Source organism: Streptococcus sp. k-378 (assembly GCF_013277505.1).
Lineage (GTDB): Bacteria > Bacillota > Bacilli > Lactobacillales > Streptococcaceae > Streptococcus > Streptococcus pseudopneumoniae.
In genome coordinates this window covers 6,682-24,153 of the sequence record NZ_VMNC01000044.1, presented here as the reverse complement: position 1 = coordinate 24,153, position 17,472 = coordinate 6,682, and the positions used below count along the sequence as shown (strand labels likewise).

Genomic DNA, 17,472 nt, shown 5'->3' with positions numbered 1-17,472 from the left:
AGCGTTAAGGCTTGGGGGATAGTTCTATAGGAGGGCTAGTTTAGTTCTCTTTTTTATTTTTTAGTAAGAAACCGAGACCAAGGAGCGCAAGGAGGCTGATTCCTGCAAATAGGAGTTTGTTTTCGTTTTTGATTCCTGTATTTGGAAGTTCAGCTTGTCTATCTGGGGTTGCAGGTATATTTTCCTTGCTAGAGCTTTCTACCGATTCGTTTCGAACCGCTTCTTTTACAGATGATGCTTGTGCTTCTTGTGCTGGTTGTTCAGCTTGTGAATCAGTTGTAGCTTGGCTAGGTTTATTTTCCGCATCAGCTACTGTTGCATCCGGTTTAGTAGAATCAGGTCTAGCTTGTGGAGCTGGATCTTGATGTGCAGGGTGAGAAGCTTCATTTTGATGTTCAGGCTTGGAAGGGGTTGAGTCTGGTTTCTCTTCTGCAGTTGACTCATGGCTAGTTCCATTTTGAGAGACTCGAAGAACAGTAGCTGTAAGGGCATTCAATTTCAAGCCTTTTTCAGTCCATTCAAGTCCTTTCGGGTTGGCAATTCCGACTGGTCCTGCTTGGTTCTCATCTGCCAAAACTTCAGCATTTCTGAGATGGGCAAAGGCAGTTCCCAAATTAAATTCGCGAGCTTTTTCGTCCGCATTGACAAAGACTGCGTAGATATCACCGTTTGGAGCAGTAATTTGGTAGCCAATTACTACGTCCTCTTTTTCCACGCCATTTTGACCTGGGACAGTGATGAGGTGGACACGGTCTTTAATATCTTGGAGACTCTTAAGTCGGAAGGCATCTGTAGATTGACGAAGGGCAATCAAACCTTTCATGTAGTCACGGCTCTTGACATTTTCAGGATATGCTTTTCCATCTGTAGCCTTAGTCCAGTCAAACTTGTTGACTGCATCGCTAGAATCGTAAGAGTCATGGATGAAGTAAGGATAGTCAAACGGATTGCCATCCTTATCACGCAACAAGTGAGATTTGTTTGGTTGTTTGTCCTCTGCTACTGGAGTCTTGTAGGCTGGGTCACGGAATTGTTTAGTACGTCCATATTCCTGACCGGAGTGGATAAATGGAGTTCCTTGAGCTGTCAAGACCATGAGATTTCCAAGTCGTAAACGACGGTGGATTTCAGCATAGTTCTCAGCCTTGCTTGGGTCTTTTTTGATAGACTGGGCAATGATGTCAAAGAGGGTCAAGTTATCATGGGCTGCGATGTATTGGATGACATCTCCAGGACTGTCTGCTTCAAAGTTGGTTGGTTGAGCAATGAGATTTTTGAAGACAGTGTTGACATCACGCTTGCCACCTGTGATAAAGGCAGGTTGACCTTCGTTTGGATAACCAGATTTGAGGTTGTTACGGATGTCATCTGAAAAGACAGCGACAGTATCGGTATGTTTCATCCAATCTTGGTCAGCAGCTTTAGTAGGCATATTTTCATCACCAGCATAGGTTCTCCAACCTTCACCAAGCATGATGAGGTTTGGATTGAGGGCGCGTGCAGCCTTGTAAGCTTCTTCGATAGAAGCGGCGTCATGGTCTCCCATCATATCGAAACGGAAGCCATCCACTTTGTAGGTATCAACTAGATATTTGATAGAGTCAACTAGGATCCGTTTGCTCATATGGTGGGTTGTCCCCAAGCGTCCACCACCAAAGCTAGTTCGAGGTGTCCCATCAGCATCCATAAAGTGGTAGTAGTTTGGTTCTAAATCTTCAAAGAGATCGACTTTGGCTGTATGGTTATAAACTACGTCTAGGATAGCTCCCATGCCACGTTTGTGGATTTCGTTGATGAGGTTTTTAAATTCTGCGATTCGTTTTTCTGGATTCTTAGGATCGCTTGAGTACATACCAGTCAATGAGAAGTAGTTTTGAGGGTCATATCCCCAGTTGTAGTTGCTGTTGCTTGAAGCATAGTCAGACAAGCGTTCATGGTTTTTCAATTCATTGACAAAGTAGTAAGACAAGACTGGAAGGAGCTGGATGTGGGTCACACCTAAGTCTTTGAGGTAGTCTAGTTTTTCAATAAAGGCTTCAAATGTACCAAATGGTTTGGTTAAGTCTTTTGCAATGGCAGGATCTGAAGTGAAATCACGCACATGAGCTTCGTAGATAACGGCGTCTTCACGAGTCTTGAAATTGTGAATCTTACCATAAGTTAAGTCTTGAGGTCCGAGTTTAGCTGGATCTACAAAGGCGGCTTTAGCCACTTTATGGGCATCGTCAATCTTGGCATCGTCGCTATTCCAAGCAGCAAGAGATTTAGCGTAAGGATCGAGTGCAAGAACAGTTTTACCTTGACGCTCGATTTGGTATTGATAGTAGTATCCAGTGAAATCGGTGATTCCGAGTTTGTTTGTGCTGTCTAGAGTTTGTTTCCAAGTTCCTCTTTCCCCTTTTTCAAGAGCGACAGTTCCAACTACTTTGTCAGGGTCATTCTTGTCGTAGACAACGACAGAAACCTTATCAGCACTTGGTGACCAGAGGGTCAAATCAACTTGTTTTCCTTCTTCTTTAAGATCAGCTCCAAGTTTACCATCATAGCTGTAAGCCTCATCTTTCAGGCGCCAGCTTGTTTTGGTAGTGAATTGGCCGGAATTGTAGCTAACAGTATATGGGTGTTTTGTGTCAGAGAAATCTCCGCTGTAGGTCACTTTTTTACCAGCTTCATCTATTGCAACATCGGTGATAGCTACTTTATTTCCTAGGTGATTAGTGATGTTGGAGTGTTTGAGGATATCCTCTTTTTTAGCACCGACAAGTGTTGAAAAACTACTTTCAATGCTAGAAGTTCCTACGTGTTGGGCACCTGTCATACGGATATCATGGACATAGTATGGATTTGTGTAAATTGATTCGTCATCGTCTTTTAGGAAAATTTGGCTATGATTTTTCAAATCTGTGAATTTATAATCTTCTTTACGGATTTTCACGTCGTCTCCTTGTTTGCTCTCATCTAGTAATAAAAATCCAAATTCTCTTGCGGCTTCATTAAGAGGAATGTCGATATAGCGGCCATATTTGCCTGTAGCCGTAAAGTCTGTTCCGTCAGGCCATTGAGCGCTACTTGGATTTTTCACATCTCCCCAGTACCAGAGAGATTTCTTGTCATAGTTGCCATCTGTGCGGTAGTAGTTGACGCGAACAGTTCCTGCAGGCTGTGGCTCGTAAGAGAAAACCTTGTAATCTTGGTCTAACCAAGCCTCGTTCATTTTTGGAACTAGTTTTTCTATAGATTTATCGCCGGTTAGATTTTTTCCAGCTGTATTGTTGATGAGGAAGCTAATTTTCTTGGCTTCTTCTCCCTTTAATTTGACATCTAGGTAATAGCCGTAGTCATCTTTTTTGGCATCCTTGAAGGACAAGGCTCCGTTTGGCCAATTTTCAGATGGTTTTTCAACATCGTCCCAAGTCCATAGTCCTTGAGCATCCTTGTTTTTTTCAGGAAGTTTTTTGACATGGATACGGAAGTAGTTATCTTCGATGGGCTCTTCTGCCTTAGTTTCAGTCGTTACTGGACTAGTGGAAGTAGTTGTCTCACTTGAACGATCTTGTCCAGTTTGTGGTGCTGGATCGGCTGGGCTTGCAACAGGAGTGGTTGCCTCTGTTGCAGGTTTTTCTTCTTTCTCTAGGGAAGCGCTTGCATTATTAGGTGAAGAAAAATCGCTTTCTTTCTTACCAGTGCTAGTTGCTGTATCAGTAAGAGGCTGGGCAAGGGCAGTAGTAGTTTCACTATTATTTGCGTTAGTGGTTGGTGTACTTTCGTCGGCTGAGATAGTTGGTGTAGCCATGGCAAGCAAGACAAGGCTTGCGCCGATAAGGACAGAACCAGTTCCATTTTTGAGGGAACGGATGCTGTAGACCATTTTTTTCTCAGTTTGAGCTGGTGTTTTTCTCATGATGATTCTCCAATCAATAAATTTCTATACCAGTATAGCATGTAGTAAAACAATATGCAAGCGTTTTCCTTTGTTTGTAAAAGAAATTCTTACTTTTGAGAAGTTTTCCGTACTATTTTGTATATCAGTATAAATGATGGAGATAATACTCAATGAAAATCAAAGAGCAAACTAGGAAACTAGCCGCAGGCTGTACTTGAGTACGGCAAGGCGACGTTGACGTGGTTTGAAGAGATTTTCGAAGAGTATAAAAATGTCACATAAGACAAGACGTATTATTAGGAAGATGATGTGTTCCCAGCTATTTTTATTCAGAAATTGATCTCTAATATTTCTTTTAAAAAGCTCATCTAGTGAAACTATAAATAGGAAAAGAAAAAAGTTAGTGTTTTTCAAGTGTTATCTAGTTTCCAAACTATAGTATTTACTGGAAATCGAAAGAAAATATCAGAAAAATTCAGCAAGCGTTTTCTTCTTATTTTCTTGACTTTTTTGCTGGTTTGTGCTTGACTTTTACTTGAAATTTGATAGACTATAAACAAATAGGAAAACGTATTCATTTAAAAACGGAGGAATAAGGAATGAATCAAGAAAAACGTTTGCATCGCTTTGTCAAAAAGTGTGGACTCGGTGTGTGTAGTGCTGTTGTTGCGGCCTTTTTATTGAACGCTCAGGGAGTAGCTTTGGCTACAGAGCAAGGGAATCGTCCAGTTGAGACAGAAAACATCGCTCGTGGAAAACAAGCTAGTCAAAGTTCTACTGCTTATGGAGGAGCTGCTACACGAGCAGTGGATGGTAATGTTGATAGTGACTATGGGCACCATTCTGTAACGCATACAAACTTTGAAGACAATGCTTGGTGGCAAGTTGATCTTGGAAAAACAGAGAATGTTGGAAAAGTTAAACTTTACAATCGTGGAGATGGGAATGTAGCTAATCGTCTTTCCAATTTTGATGTTGTTTTGTTAAATGAAGCAAAACAAGAAGTTGCTCGTCAACACTTTGATAGTTTGAATGGGAAGGCAGAACTTGAAGTTTTCTTCACCGCCAAAGACGCTCGTTATGTAAAAGTGGAGTTGAAAACTAAAAATACTCCATTGAGCTTGGCAGAAGTGGAAGTATTCCGTTCAGCAACAACTCAAGTTGGACAGGACAGAACCGCACCAGTAGTAAATCAAACATCAGCATTGAAAGACTACCTTTTTGGTTTAACTTATAATCCTTTGGATATTTTAACTCGCAAGGGAGAAACCTTAGAAAATCGCTACAACACAAGTGCTAAGGAACAAAATGGAGAGTTTGTCGTTGTAGAAAAAATCAAGAAAACCCTCTCTACAGGCACAGCAGATGTTTCCATCAATGGAAATCAAAATGTCTTCCTAGGTGGCTTGTATAAAGCCAACCAAAATCTGCTAGAAAATCAGCCAGAATTGATTAGTCTTGCCCGTGCAAAGGGGACAGTCAGCGTCGATTTACCTGGTATGATTCAGTCTGACAGCCGAATTGAAGCAGATCCTACAACTAGTGGTATGCAGTCTGCGATGAATACCTTGGTTGAAAGATGGACAAAGAATTACTCATCTAGCCATTCCGTTCCTGCCCGTGTTCAGTATGAATCAACTACAGCCTATAGCATGAACCAATTGAAAGCAAAATTTGGTGCAGACTTTGAAAAAGCAGGCGCACCGCTCAAGATTGACTTTGAGGCTGTGCAAAAGGGTGAAAAGCAAATTGAAGTTGTAAACTTTAAACAAATTTACTATACAGCGACATTTGATGCACCGACCAATCCAGCAGCTGTATTTGACAAGAGTGTGACACCTGAAGATTTAAAACAAAGAGGCGTTGATTCACAAACTCCACCTGTATATGTATCAAACGTTTCTTACGGACGTCAAATCTATGTTAAGTTTGAGTCAACAAGTAAGTCTACTGAATTAAAAGCAGCTATTAATGCGGTTATCAAAGGTGCAACAATTGCTCCAAATTCTGAATGGAGCCGTCTATTGAAGAATACTTCTGTAACAGCAGTAATTGTAGGAGGTAATGCTAGCGGTGCTGCCAAAGTTGTCACAGGAACAGTCGAAAACTTGAAGGAACTCATCAGAGAAGGAGCTAACTTTAGCGCTCAAAGTCCAGCTGTGCCAATCTCATATAAGACTGCCTTCCTAAAAGATAATGCCCAAGCAACTTTACAAAATAGTACAGACTATATCGAAACGAAGGTTACTTCTTACAAAAATGGTTTCTTGAAACTTCATCATAAGGGTGCTTATGTTGCGCGTTACTACATTTATTGGGATGAAATTACATATGATGAACAAGGAAATCCAGAAATCCGTTCACGTCAATGGGAAGATAACGGAAAAAACAGAACTTCAGGCTTCCAAACAGAGATTCAATTTAGAGGAAATGTCCGTAATCTTCGTATCAAGGTTCAAGAAAAGACAGGTCTTGTATGGGAACCATGGCGTACAGTTTACAACCGCACAGACTTACCACTAGTACAACAGCGTACAATTACACATTGGGGAACAACTCTAAACCCTAAAGTTGATGAAAAAATTGTGAATGAGTAACGATTTGATTTACTTGATTCGATAGTAAACAGTGAAGAGGAGGAACTTCGATTCCTCCTCTTTTATGATTGACTTTTGAGAGAATGAAAAGATGAAAAGAGGAACTTCTATAGTAGCTTGAAACTAGAATAGTACGTTGTTGCTATTAAAACATTTCTAGAAATTAAGTTGACTTTCCCAATAGATTTGTTCATGTCTTATTTCAATTCAATATAAAACTAACTTCCAGTTTTCCACAACCTAGCTTTTAGTAAGAGAAAAACGCGTTGTTACAGATATCAGGAGCTTTGTCGAGTAGTGGGCAATCCGTGTAATCAGATTTGACGGATGTTGGATGCATGATGCGATTGCGCTTGATTTCCTTCGAAATCGTTGACGGGCCTTTTCCCATATTCTCAACGATGGAACGGAAAAGTCTCATACTTAATTCCACTATAAAAATCCGTTTTAGACTAATTTCCACTTTGGTCAGGCAAATGGAAGTTACTTTGAGAAGTTAGCTTAGGAAAAGATTAACAATAAAAAAGAAAAATATCTTGACAATGAAGCGGAAATTGTGTTACAATAATAGACGGTACTTTTTACTTTTGGTCTCTCAAGAGTGTACAGGGACGTGCTGACAAATGTTGCAAAAGTACACACAGATGATAGCTGTCACCAAGTGTATCATCACCAAAAATAAAAAAACACAGGAGAATGTAGATGCCTACAATTAACCAATTGGTTCGCAAACCGCGTAAATCAAAAGTAGAAAAATCTAAATCACCAGCTTTGAACGTTGGTTACAACAGTCATAAAAAAGTTCAAACAAACGTTTCTTCACCACAAAAACGTGGTGTTGCAACTCGTGTTGGAACAATGACACCTAAAAAACCTAACTCAGCCCTTCGTAAATTCGCTCGTGTACGTTTGAGCAACCTTATCGAAGTTACTGCCTACATCCCAGGTATCGGACACAACTTGCAAGAACACAGCGTGGTTCTTCTTCGTGGTGGACGTGTAAAAGACCTTCCAGGGGTACGTTACCATATCGTCCGTGGTGCACTTGATACTGCAGGTGTTAACGATCGTAAACAAGGCCGTTCTAAATACGGTACTAAACGTCCAAAAGCATAAGGAAAGGGGATAAAGAGAAATGAGTCGTAAAAATAGAGCTCCAAAACGTGACGTATTGCCAGATCCGCTTTACAATTCACAACTAGTTACTCGTCTTATCAACCGCGTTATGCTTGACGGTAAACGTGGTACAGCTGCTTCAATCGTTTACGGTGCTTTTGAGCAAATCAAAGAAGCTACTGGCAACGATGCACTTGAAGTATTTGAAACAGCTATGGAAAACATCATGCCTGTACTTGAAGTACGTGCACGCCGTGTTGGTGGTTCTAATTACCAAGTCCCAGTTGAAGTTCGTCCAGAACGTCGTACAACACTTGGACTTCGTTGGTTGGTAACAATCGCTCGTCTTCGTGGTGAACACACAATGCAAGACCGTCTTGCAAAAGAAATCTTGGATGCTGCTAACAACACTGGTGCAGCAGTTAAGAAACGTGAAGACACTCACCGTATGGCTGAAGCTAACCGTGCATTCGCACACTTCCGTTGGTAAGATAGGATGCGAAAGCGTTAAGAAAGTCCCAGAGAAAATAGGGAATCGAAGCAGGTTGCGATTGCAACCAATGAGATTCATCTTTTTCTCCAGACTTTTAGCTTGAGCTCAACTATATCATGATGCTAGGAACGGTAAGGATGCAAGGTGAAAATAGGAAACTGACGCAGTATTCGACGAATACAAGGAAGTTTATCTTTTTCACACAGCATCCCGTTTCGGCTCAAATCGGCTAATTAACTTTAGCCCGAGTTCAATTCAACCTGTAAATCTACAAGTTGAAACCAACAATAGCATGAAAACATTGAGAACGGGTAGGTCCTGCCTATCCGTTTTTATTAAAATCGTGTTATAATAGAATAGAAATCAAAAATAAATAGGAGAAACAAACCTCATGGCACGCGAATTTTCACTTGAAAAAACTCGTAATATCGGTATCATGGCTCACGTCGATGCCGGTAAAACAACAACTACTGAGCGTATTCTTTACTACACTGGTAAAATCCACAAAATCGGTGAAACTCACGAAGGTGCGTCACAAATGGACTGGATGGAGCAAGAGCAAGAACGTGGTATCACGATCACATCTGCTGCAACAACAGCTCAATGGAACAACCACCGCGTAAATATCATCGACACACCAGGACACGTGGACTTCACAATCGAAGTACAACGTTCTCTTCGTGTATTGGATGGTGCGGTTACCGTTCTTGACTCACAATCAGGTGTTGAGCCTCAAACTGAAACAGTTTGGCGTCAAGCAACTGAGTATGGAGTTCCACGTATCGTATTTGCCAACAAAATGGACAAAATCGGTGCTGACTTCCTTTACTCTGTAAGCACACTTCACGATCGTCTTCAAGCAAATGCACACCCAATCCAATTGCCAATCGGTTCTGAAGATGACTTCCGTGGTATCATCGACTTGATTAAGATGAAAGCTGAAATCTATACGAACGACCTTGGTACAGATATCCTTGAAGAAGATATTCCAGCTGAATACCTTGAACAAGCTCAAGAATACCGTGAAAAATTGATTGAAGCAGTTGCTGAAACTGACGAAGAATTGATGATGAAATACCTCGAAGGTGAAGAAATCACTAACGAAGAATTGAAAGCTGGTATCCGTAAAGCGACTATCAACGTTGAATTCTTCCCAGTATTGTGTGGTTCAGCCTTCAAAAACAAAGGTGTTCAATTGATGCTTGATGCGGTTATCGACTACCTTCCAAGCCCACTTGACATCCCAGCAATCAAAGGTATTAACCCAGATACAGACGCTGAAGAAACTCGTCCAGCATCTGACGAAGAGCCATTTGCAGCTCTTGCCTTCAAGATCATGACTGACCCATTCGTAGGTCGTTTGACATTCTTCCGTGTTTACTCAGGTGTTCTTCAATCAGGTTCATACGTATTGAATACTTCTAAAGGTAAACGTGAACGTATCGGACGTATCCTTCAAATGCACGCTAACAGCCGTCAAGAAATCGACACTGTTTACTCAGGTGATATCGCTGCTGCCGTTGGTTTGAAAGATACTACAACTGGTGACTCATTGACAGATGAAAAAGCTAAAATCATCCTTGAGTCAATCAATGTTCCAGAACCAGTTATCCAATTGATGGTTGAGCCAAAATCTAAAGCTGACCAAGACAAGATGGGTATCGCCCTTCAAAAATTGGCTGAAGAAGATCCAACATTCCGCGTTGAAACAAACGTTGAAACTGGTGAAACAGTTATTTCTGGTATGGGTGAGCTTCACCTTGACGTCCTTGTTGACCGTATGCGTCGTGAGTTCAAAGTTGAAGCGAACGTAGGTGCTCCTCAAGTATCTTACCGTGAAACATTCCGCGCTTCTACTCAAGCACGTGGATTCTTCAAACGTCAGTCTGGTGGTAAAGGTCAATTCGGTGATGTATGGATTGAATTTACTCCAAACGAAGAAGGTAAAGGATTCGAATTCGAAAACGCAATCGTCGGTGGTGTGGTTCCTCGTGAATTTATCCCAGCGGTTGAAAAAGGTTTGGTAGAATCTATGGCTAACGGTGTTCTTGCAGGTTACCCAATGGTTGACGTTAAAGCTAAACTTTACGATGGTTCATACCACGATGTCGACTCATCTGAAACTGCCTTCAAGATCGCGGCTTCACTTGCCCTTAAAGAAGCTGCTAAATCAGCACAACCAGCTATCCTTGAGCCAATGATGCTTGTAACTATCACTGTTCCAGAAGAAAACCTCGGTGATGTTATGGGTCACGTAACTGCTCGTCGTGGACGTGTAGATGGTATGGAAGCACATGGTAACAGCCAAATCGTTCGTGCTTACGTTCCACTTGCTGAAATGTTCGGTTACGCAACAGTTCTTCGTTCTGCATCTCAAGGACGTGGTACATTCATGATGGTATTTGACCACTACGAAGATGTACCTAAGTCAGTACAAGAAGAAATCATTAAGAAAAACAAAGGTGAAGACTAATCTGTCCTCACTCTAGAAGGAAGTCATTTAGTGGCTTCCTTTTGTCTTTAGAAAATACCTCTAAATATGGTAAAATAGTAGGAGAATAATGTGAGGAAAATGAATGTCAAACAGTTTTGAAATTTTGATGAATCAATTGGGGATGCCTGCTGAAATGAGACAGGCTCCTGCTTTATCACAGGCTGATATTGAGCGAGTTGTAGTTCATAAAATTAGTAAGGTATGGGAGTTTCATTTCATATTTTCTAATATTTTACCGATTGAAATCTTTTTAGAATTAAAAAAAGGGCTGAGTGAAGAATTTTCTAAGACAGGCAATAAAGCTGTTTTCGAAATCAAGGCTCGGTCTCAAGAATTTTCAAATCAGCTCTTGCAGTCCTACTATAGGGAGGCTTTCTCTGAAGGTCCATGTGCTAGTCAAGGTTTTAAGTCCCTTTATCAAAATTTGCAAGTTCGTGCGGAGGGCAATCAGCTATTTATTGAAGGCTCTGAGGCGATTGATAAGGAACATTTTAAGAAAAATCACCTTCCTAATTTAGCCAAACAACTTGAAAAGTTTGGTTTTCCAGCTTTTAATTGTCAAGTAGAGAAAAATGATGTGCTGACCCAAGAGCAGGAAGAGGCCTTTCATGCTGAAAATGAGCAGATTGTTCAAGCTGCCAATGAGGAAGCGATTCGTGCTATGGAACAGCTAGAACAGATGGCACCTCCTTCAGCAGAAGAGAAACCAGCCTTTGATTTTCAAGCGAAAAAAGCTGCAGCTAAACCCAAGCTGGATAAGGCGGAGATTACTCCTATGATTGAAGTCACGACGGAGGAAAATCGTCTGGTCTTTGAAGGGGTTGTGTTTGATGTGGAGCAAAAAGTGACCAGAACAGGTCGTGTTTTAATCAATTTTAAAATGACAGACTACACTTCCAGTTTTTCGATGCAAAAGTGGGTTAAGAACGAGGAAGAGGCTCAGAAATTTGATCTAATTAAGAAAAATTCTTGGCTCCGAGTTCGTGGGAATGTGGAGATGAATAACTTCACACGCGATTTGACAATGAATGTGCAGGATGTACAGGAAGTTGTTCACTATGAGCGGAAGGATTTGATGCCAGAAGGTGAGCGTCGGGTTGAGTTTCATGCTCATACTAATATGTCGACCATGGATGCTCTACCCGAGGTAGAAGAGATCGTTGCGACAGCTGCTAAGTGGGGACACAAGGCGGTTGCCATCACAGACCATGGAAATGTCCAGTCCTTCCCACACGGCTATAAGGCGGCCAAAAAAGCGGGAATCCAGCTAATCTATGGAATGGAAGCCAACATCGTGGAGGACCGTGTCCCTATCGTCTATAACGAAGTGGAGATGGACTTGTCGGAAGCAACCTATATGGTCTTTGACGTGGAAACGACGGGGTTATCAGCTATCTATAATGATTTGATTCAGGTTGCGGCCTCTAAGATGTATAAGGGGAATGTCATTGCTGAATTTGATGAATTTATCAATCCTGGGCATCCCTTGTCAGCCTTTACTACTGAGTTAACTGGAATTACAGATGACCATGTCAAAAATGCCAAGCCACTGGAACAAGTTTTGCAAGAATTCCAAGAATTTTGTAAAGATACGGTCCTAGTTGCCCACAATGCGACCTTTGACGTTGGCTTTATGAATGCCAACTATGAGCGTCATGGTCTTCCAAGGATTAGTCAGCCGGTTATTGATACACTTGAGTTTGCTAGAAATCTCTATCCTGAGTATAAACGTCATGGTTTGGGACCTTTGACCAAGCGTTTTGGTGTGGCCCTAGAACATCACCACATGGCCAACTACGATGCGGAAGCGACTGGTCGTCTGCTCTTTATTTTTATCAAAGAGGTAGCAGAAAAACATGGTGTGATCGATCTAGCTAGACTCAATATTGATTTGATTAGTCCAGATTCTTATAAAAAAGCTCGGATTAAACATGCGACCATCTATGTCAAGAATCAAGTAGGGCTAAAAAATATCTTTAAGCTGGTTTCCTTGTCTAATACCAAGTACTTTGAAGGGGTACCACGGATTCCGAGAACGGTTCTAGATGCCCATCGGGAGGGCTTGATTTTAGGATCAGCTTGTGCAGAAGGCGAAGTTTTTGATGCGGTCGTTTCTCAAGGTGTAGATGCGGCGGTTGAGGTGGCCAAGTATTATGACTTTATCGAGGTCATGCCACCAGCTATCTATGCTCCCTTGATTGCCAAGGAGCAGGTCAAGGATATGGAAGAACTCCAGACCATTATCAAAAGTTTGATAGAGGTTGGAGAACGTCTTAGCAAGCCTGTTCTGGCTACCGGAAATGTCCACTATATCGAACCAGAAGAAGAGATTTACCGTGAAATTATCGTCCGTAGTTTGGGACAGGGTGCGATGATTAACCGAACTATCGGTCATGGTGAACATGCCCAACCAGCTCCTCTGCCAAAAGCCCATTTTAGAACGACCAATGAGATGTTGGATGAATTTGCATTCTTGGGAGAGGAACTGGCTCGTAAACTGGTAATTGAAAATCCCAATGCCTTGGCAGAAATCTTTGAACCTGTTGAGGTCGTTAAGGGTGACTTGTACACGCCTTTCATTGACAAGGCTGAAGAAACGGTCGCTGAATTGACCTACAAGAAAGCTTTTGAGATTTATGGAAATCCACTGCCAGATATTGTCGATTTGCGGATTGAAAAAGAACTAACCTCTATTTTGGGGAATGGATTTGCTGTGATTTATCTGGCATCGCAGATGCTGGTGCAACGTTCCAATGAACGGGGTTACTTGGTTGGTTCTCGTGGATCTGTCGGTTCCAGTTTCGTTGCGACTATGATTGGGATTACGGAGGTCAATCCTCTCTCTCCTCACTATGTCTGTGGTCAGTGTCAGTATAGCGAGTTTATCACAGACGGTTCTTATGGTTCAGGATTTGATATGCCCAATAAGGACTGTCCAAACTGTGGTCACAAACTCAGTAAAAATGGGCAAGATATTCCTTTCGAGACCTTCCTTGGTTTTGATGGAGACAAGGTTCCCGATATTGACTTGAACTTCTCGGGAGAAGACCAGCCTAGCGCCCACTTGGATGTGCGTGATATCTTTGGTGAAGAATATGCCTTCCGTGCAGGAACGGTTGGTACGGTAGCTGCTAAAACTGCTTATGGCTTTGTAAAGGGCTATGAGCGAGATTACGGGAAGTTTTATCGTGATGCAGAGGTGGAGCGTCTCGCCCAAGGGGCGGCTGGTGTCAAGCGAACGACAGGACAACACCCAGGGGGAATCGTTGTTATTCCTAACTACATGGATGTCTACGACTTTACGCCTGTCCAGTATCCAGCGGATGACGTGACGGCTGAATGGCAGACCACTCACTTTAACTTCCACGATATTGATGAGAACGTCCTTAAACTTGATGTACTGGGACATGATGATCCTACCATGATTCGAAAACTCCAGGACTTGTCTGGGATTGATCCTAATGAAATACCTATGGATGATGAAGGCGTGATGGCCCTCTTTTCAGGGACAGATGTGCTAGGGGTAACACCTGAACAAATCGGAACACCAACTGGGATGTTGGGAATTCCAGAATTTGGAACCAACTTTGTTCGAGGGATGGTCGATGAAACCCATCCGACGACTTTTGCAGAATTGCTTCAATTGTCTGGACTGTCCCACGGTACCGACGTTTGGCTGGGCAATGCCCAAGATCTGATTAAGCAAGGAATAGCGGACCTATCAACCGTTATCGGTTGTCGGGACGACATCATGGTTTATCTCATGCATGCTGGTCTCGAACCTAAGATGGCCTTTACCATTATGGAACGGGTACGTAAGGGCTTGTGGCTCAAGATTTCCGAAGAGGAGCGAAATGGCTACATCGAAGCCATGAAGGCCAATAAGGTGCCAGAGTGGTATATCGAATCCTGTGGGAAAATTAAGTACATGTTCCCTAAAGCCCATGCGGCAGCCTACGTTATGATGGCCTTGCGTGTAGCTTACTTCAAGGTTCATCATCCCATTTATTATTACTGTGCTTACTTCTCAATCCGTGCTAAAGCCTTTGATATTAAGACTATGGGTGCGGGCTTGGATGCCATCAAACGCAGAATGGAAGAAATCTCTGAAAAACGGAAGAACAATGAAGCTTCTAATGTGGAAATTGACCTCTATACCACTCTTGAGATTGTCAATGAGATGTGGGAACGTGGTTTCAAGTTTGGCAAACTCGATCTCTACCGTAGTCAGGCGACAGAGTTCCTTATCGATGGGGATACCCTCATCCCGCCATTTGTAGCAATGGATGGTCTGGGAGAGAACGTTGCTAAGCAGTTGGTGCGAGCGCGTGAAGAGGGAGAATTCCTCTCTAAAACAGAACTACGCAAGCGTGGAGGGCTCTCATCAACCTTGGTTGAAAAGATGGATGAGATGGGGATTCTCGGCAATATGCCAGAGGATAACCAGTTGAGTTTGTTTGATGAGTTGTTTTAATAGTTTGAAATGTCTTGTGTAGGTTTGAGGTTGTATCATGATGGAAAAGAAAAAAGAGCAACACCCTGGAAACCAGGGAAAGTTATTTCCATAAGTTTGCGAAATGGCGTTTACGTATTAGCACAAATGGTGCGTGATCCCTATCTGGTATTTTTCAACCATTTTAACGAGGAAAATAATTGGAAGGGAGTGACCTTGAAAGAGGAGGATATCCTCTTTTGTAAGGCTGTTACTCGCCAGTTTCTACGCTATAGTCCTGTAGCGATTGTCAAAGAAGTTACCCCCCCTGTTAAATTATGAACTGCCTAAAGAATGGATTTATAGCCATATTGGAGGGCATCCTATTACTGTTTCGGTAAAGGGAAGGGAGCGCCAACTTGTTGGTTTTGGTAGACGTTGTTCTTTGGTCCTGGCGGATAAAGACAGTGGACTACCAGAAGATAATCCACTTATGGGACTCTTCCAAACCTATATCATATCAGATATCAAAGAACAGGATTGGGATCGGGTAGGTCAGGCTGAACTTATGTCTATTGAAGTATTTCCAACACTCAACGAACGTCTCTATCTTTGCTTTCTTTATGGAAAAAATATAAATCCAGAACAAGATATCTTTTTAGAAAAGCCTCTACCTGATGACTATGAAACCTATATAGATATCCTCACAAATAGTACAGAGGCACGACGCCTCTACCTAGGGGAGCATGAAGAATAAGAAAGGACATTTCATAAAACTAAGAATTTTTGCGGAAGACAAGCCAGCTGAGAAAGTATTTGAATATCAATTAGAACTTGCTGATCAGACAATTCTTCTATCAACAGCACTTTTGTCAGGTGTCATTGCTTTAGCAGGATTATTCTCTGCTGTGAAAGAAAAATAAAAATAGAAAAGAGAAATTACATGGTTTTACCAAATTTTAAAGAAAATCTAGAAAAATATGCGAAATTGTTGGTTGCGAACGGAATTAACGTGCAACCTGGTCACACTTTGGCTCTCTCTATCGATGTGGAGCAACGTGAGTTGGCTCACTTAATCGTCAAAGAAGCTTATGCTTTGGGTGCACATGAGGTGATCGTTCAGTGGACAGATGATGTCATCAACCGTGAGAAATTCCTCCATGCTCCGATGGAGCGTCTGGACAATGTGTCAGAATACAAGATTGCTGAGATGAACTATCTCTTGGAGAACAAGGCTAGCCGTCTTGGAGTTCGCTCATCTGATCCAGGTGCCTTGAACGGAGTGGACGCTGACAAGCTTTCAGCTTCTGCTAAAGCTATGGGACTTGCTATGAAGCCAATGCGTATCGCAACCCAATCCAACAAGGTTAGCTGGACTGTAGCAGCCGCTGCTGGGCTTGAGTGGGCTAAGAAGGTATTTCCAAATGCTGCGAGCGATGAAGAAGCAGTCGATCTCCTTTGGGACCAAATCTTCAAAACTTGCCGAGTCTACGAAGCAGATCCTGTTAAGGCCTGGGAAGAGCATGCAGCTATCCTCAAGAGCAAGGCAGATATGCTTAATAAAGAACAATTTTCAGCCCTTCACTACACAGCGCCAGGAACAGATTTAACACTTGGTTTGCCAAAGAACCACGTTTGGGAATCAGCTGGTGCTGTTAATGCACAGGGCGAAGAATTCTTGCCAAATATGCCGACAGAAGAGGTCTTCACAGCGCCTGACTTCCGTCGTGCAGATGGTTATGTCACTTCTACAAAACCGCTTAGCTACAACGGAAATATCATTGAAGGCATTAAGGTGACCTTTAAGGATGGACAAATCGTAGATATCACTGCTGAGAAGGGTGATCAGGTTATGAAAGACCTTGTCTTTGAAAATGCGGGTGCGCGTGCCTTGGGTGAATGTGCCTTGGTACCAGATCCAAGTCCAATTTCTCAGTCAGGCATTACCTTCTTTAACACCCTTTTCGATGAAAATGCGTCAAACCACTTGGCTATCGGTGCAGCCTATGCAACTAGCGTTGTTGGTGGAGCGGAGATGAGCGAAGAGGAGCTTGAAGCTGCAGGGCTTAACCGTTCAGATGTTCACGTAGACTTTATGATTGGTTCTAACCAAATGGATATCGATGGTATTCGTGAGGATGGAACGCGAGTACCTCTTTTCCGTAATGGGAATTGGGCAAATTAAGGAGATAATATGTTAGGAAGTATGTTCGTTGGTCTCCTAGTGGGATTTTTAGCAGGTACTCTGACCAATCGTGGAGAGCGAATGGGATGTTTTGGAAAAATGTTTCTCGGTTGGATCGGAGCCTTTCTAGGTCACTTGCTCTTTGGAACTTGGGGGCCAGTTTTATCAGGAACAGCTATTATCCCAGCTGTTTTAGGTTCCATGATTGTCTTAGCAATTTTCTGGAGACGAGGAAGTTAATTTCTTAAATCTGATACTCAATGAAAATCAAA

General features: G+C 42.3%; 11 protein-coding genes and 1 pseudogene. 10 read left to right on the top strand and 2 right to left on the bottom strand.

Features of this window, described 5'->3' with window-relative positions:
• Positions 1-40 precede the first annotated feature (40 nt).
• Positions 41-3,901 carry an LPXTG-anchored pullulanase SpuA gene (gene spuA, locus HT719_RS05260; protein ID WP_172928472.1) on the bottom strand — a complete coding sequence of 1,287 codons (3,861 nt, stop codon included), beginning with the start codon at positions 3,899-3,901 and terminating at the stop codon, positions 41-43.
• A 581-nt stretch (positions 3,902-4,482) separates the two neighbouring features.
• Between spuA and HT719_RS05255 the strand changes: the two genes are divergently transcribed.
• Positions 4,483-6,480, top strand: a complete 1,998-nt coding sequence (locus HT719_RS05255) for a thiol-activated cytolysin family protein (protein WP_050086597.1) — start codon at positions 4,483-4,485, stop codon at positions 6,478-6,480.
• Between the two features lie 265 nt (positions 6,481-6,745).
• Here HT719_RS05255 and HT719_RS05250 read toward each other — a convergent pair.
• Positions 6,746-6,892 (bottom strand): annotated as a pseudogene (locus HT719_RS05250) (IS30 family transposase); the annotation flags it as partial.
• Between the two features lie 290 nt (positions 6,893-7,182).
• Here HT719_RS05250 and rpsL point away from each other — a divergent pair.
• The 9 genes from rpsL (at position 7,183) to HT719_RS05210 (ending at position 17,440) form a co-directional block, all read left to right on the top strand.
• Positions 7,183-7,596, top strand: a complete 414-nt coding sequence (gene rpsL, locus HT719_RS05245) for a 30S ribosomal protein S12 (protein WP_001142332.1) — start codon at positions 7,183-7,185, stop codon at positions 7,594-7,596.
• 19 nt (positions 7,597-7,615) lie between these two features.
• Positions 7,616-8,086 carry a 30S ribosomal protein S7 gene (gene rpsG, locus HT719_RS05240; protein WP_000087873.1) on the top strand — a complete coding sequence of 157 codons (471 nt, stop codon included), beginning with the start codon at positions 7,616-7,618 and terminating at the stop codon, positions 8,084-8,086.
• A gap of 394 nt (positions 8,087-8,480) precedes the next feature.
• On the top strand, positions 8,481-10,562 hold the full coding sequence (gene fusA / locus HT719_RS05235; RefSeq protein WP_023939638.1) for an elongation factor G: 2,082 nt from the start codon (positions 8,481-8,483) through the stop codon (positions 10,560-10,562).
• Between the two features lie 103 nt (positions 10,563-10,665).
• Positions 10,666-15,057, top strand: a complete 4,392-nt coding sequence (locus HT719_RS05230) for a PolC-type DNA polymerase III (RefSeq protein WP_172928470.1) — start codon at positions 10,666-10,668, stop codon at positions 15,055-15,057.
• Positions 15,058-15,087: 30 nt separating this feature from the next.
• Positions 15,088-15,357, top strand: coding sequence for a hypothetical protein (locus HT719_RS11580; protein ID WP_240150152.1), 270 nt, complete (start codon positions 15,088-15,090; stop codon positions 15,355-15,357).
• Positions 15,323-15,772, top strand: coding sequence for a hypothetical protein (locus tag HT719_RS11575; protein WP_240156553.1), 450 nt, complete (start codon positions 15,323-15,325; stop codon positions 15,770-15,772). The genes HT719_RS11580 and HT719_RS11575 overlap by 35 nt, the downstream gene beginning before the upstream one ends.
• Positions 15,762-15,938 carry a hypothetical protein gene (locus HT719_RS05220; RefSeq protein WP_000791213.1) on the top strand — a complete coding sequence of 59 codons (177 nt, stop codon included), beginning with the start codon at positions 15,762-15,764 and terminating at the stop codon, positions 15,936-15,938. Before HT719_RS11575 ends, HT719_RS05220 begins: the two co-directional genes overlap by 11 nt.
• 20 nt (positions 15,939-15,958) lie before the next feature.
• Positions 15,959-17,200 (top strand): aminopeptidase, encoded by a 1,242-nt coding sequence (locus tag HT719_RS05215; RefSeq protein ID WP_172928468.1) that lies wholly within the window; start codon positions 15,959-15,961, stop codon positions 17,198-17,200.
• Between the two features lie 9 nt (positions 17,201-17,209).
• Positions 17,210-17,440 carry a GlsB/YeaQ/YmgE family stress response membrane protein gene (locus HT719_RS05210; protein ID WP_023932538.1) on the top strand — a complete coding sequence of 77 codons (231 nt, stop codon included), beginning with the start codon at positions 17,210-17,212 and terminating at the stop codon, positions 17,438-17,440.
• Positions 17,441-17,472: the final 32 nt, after the last annotated feature.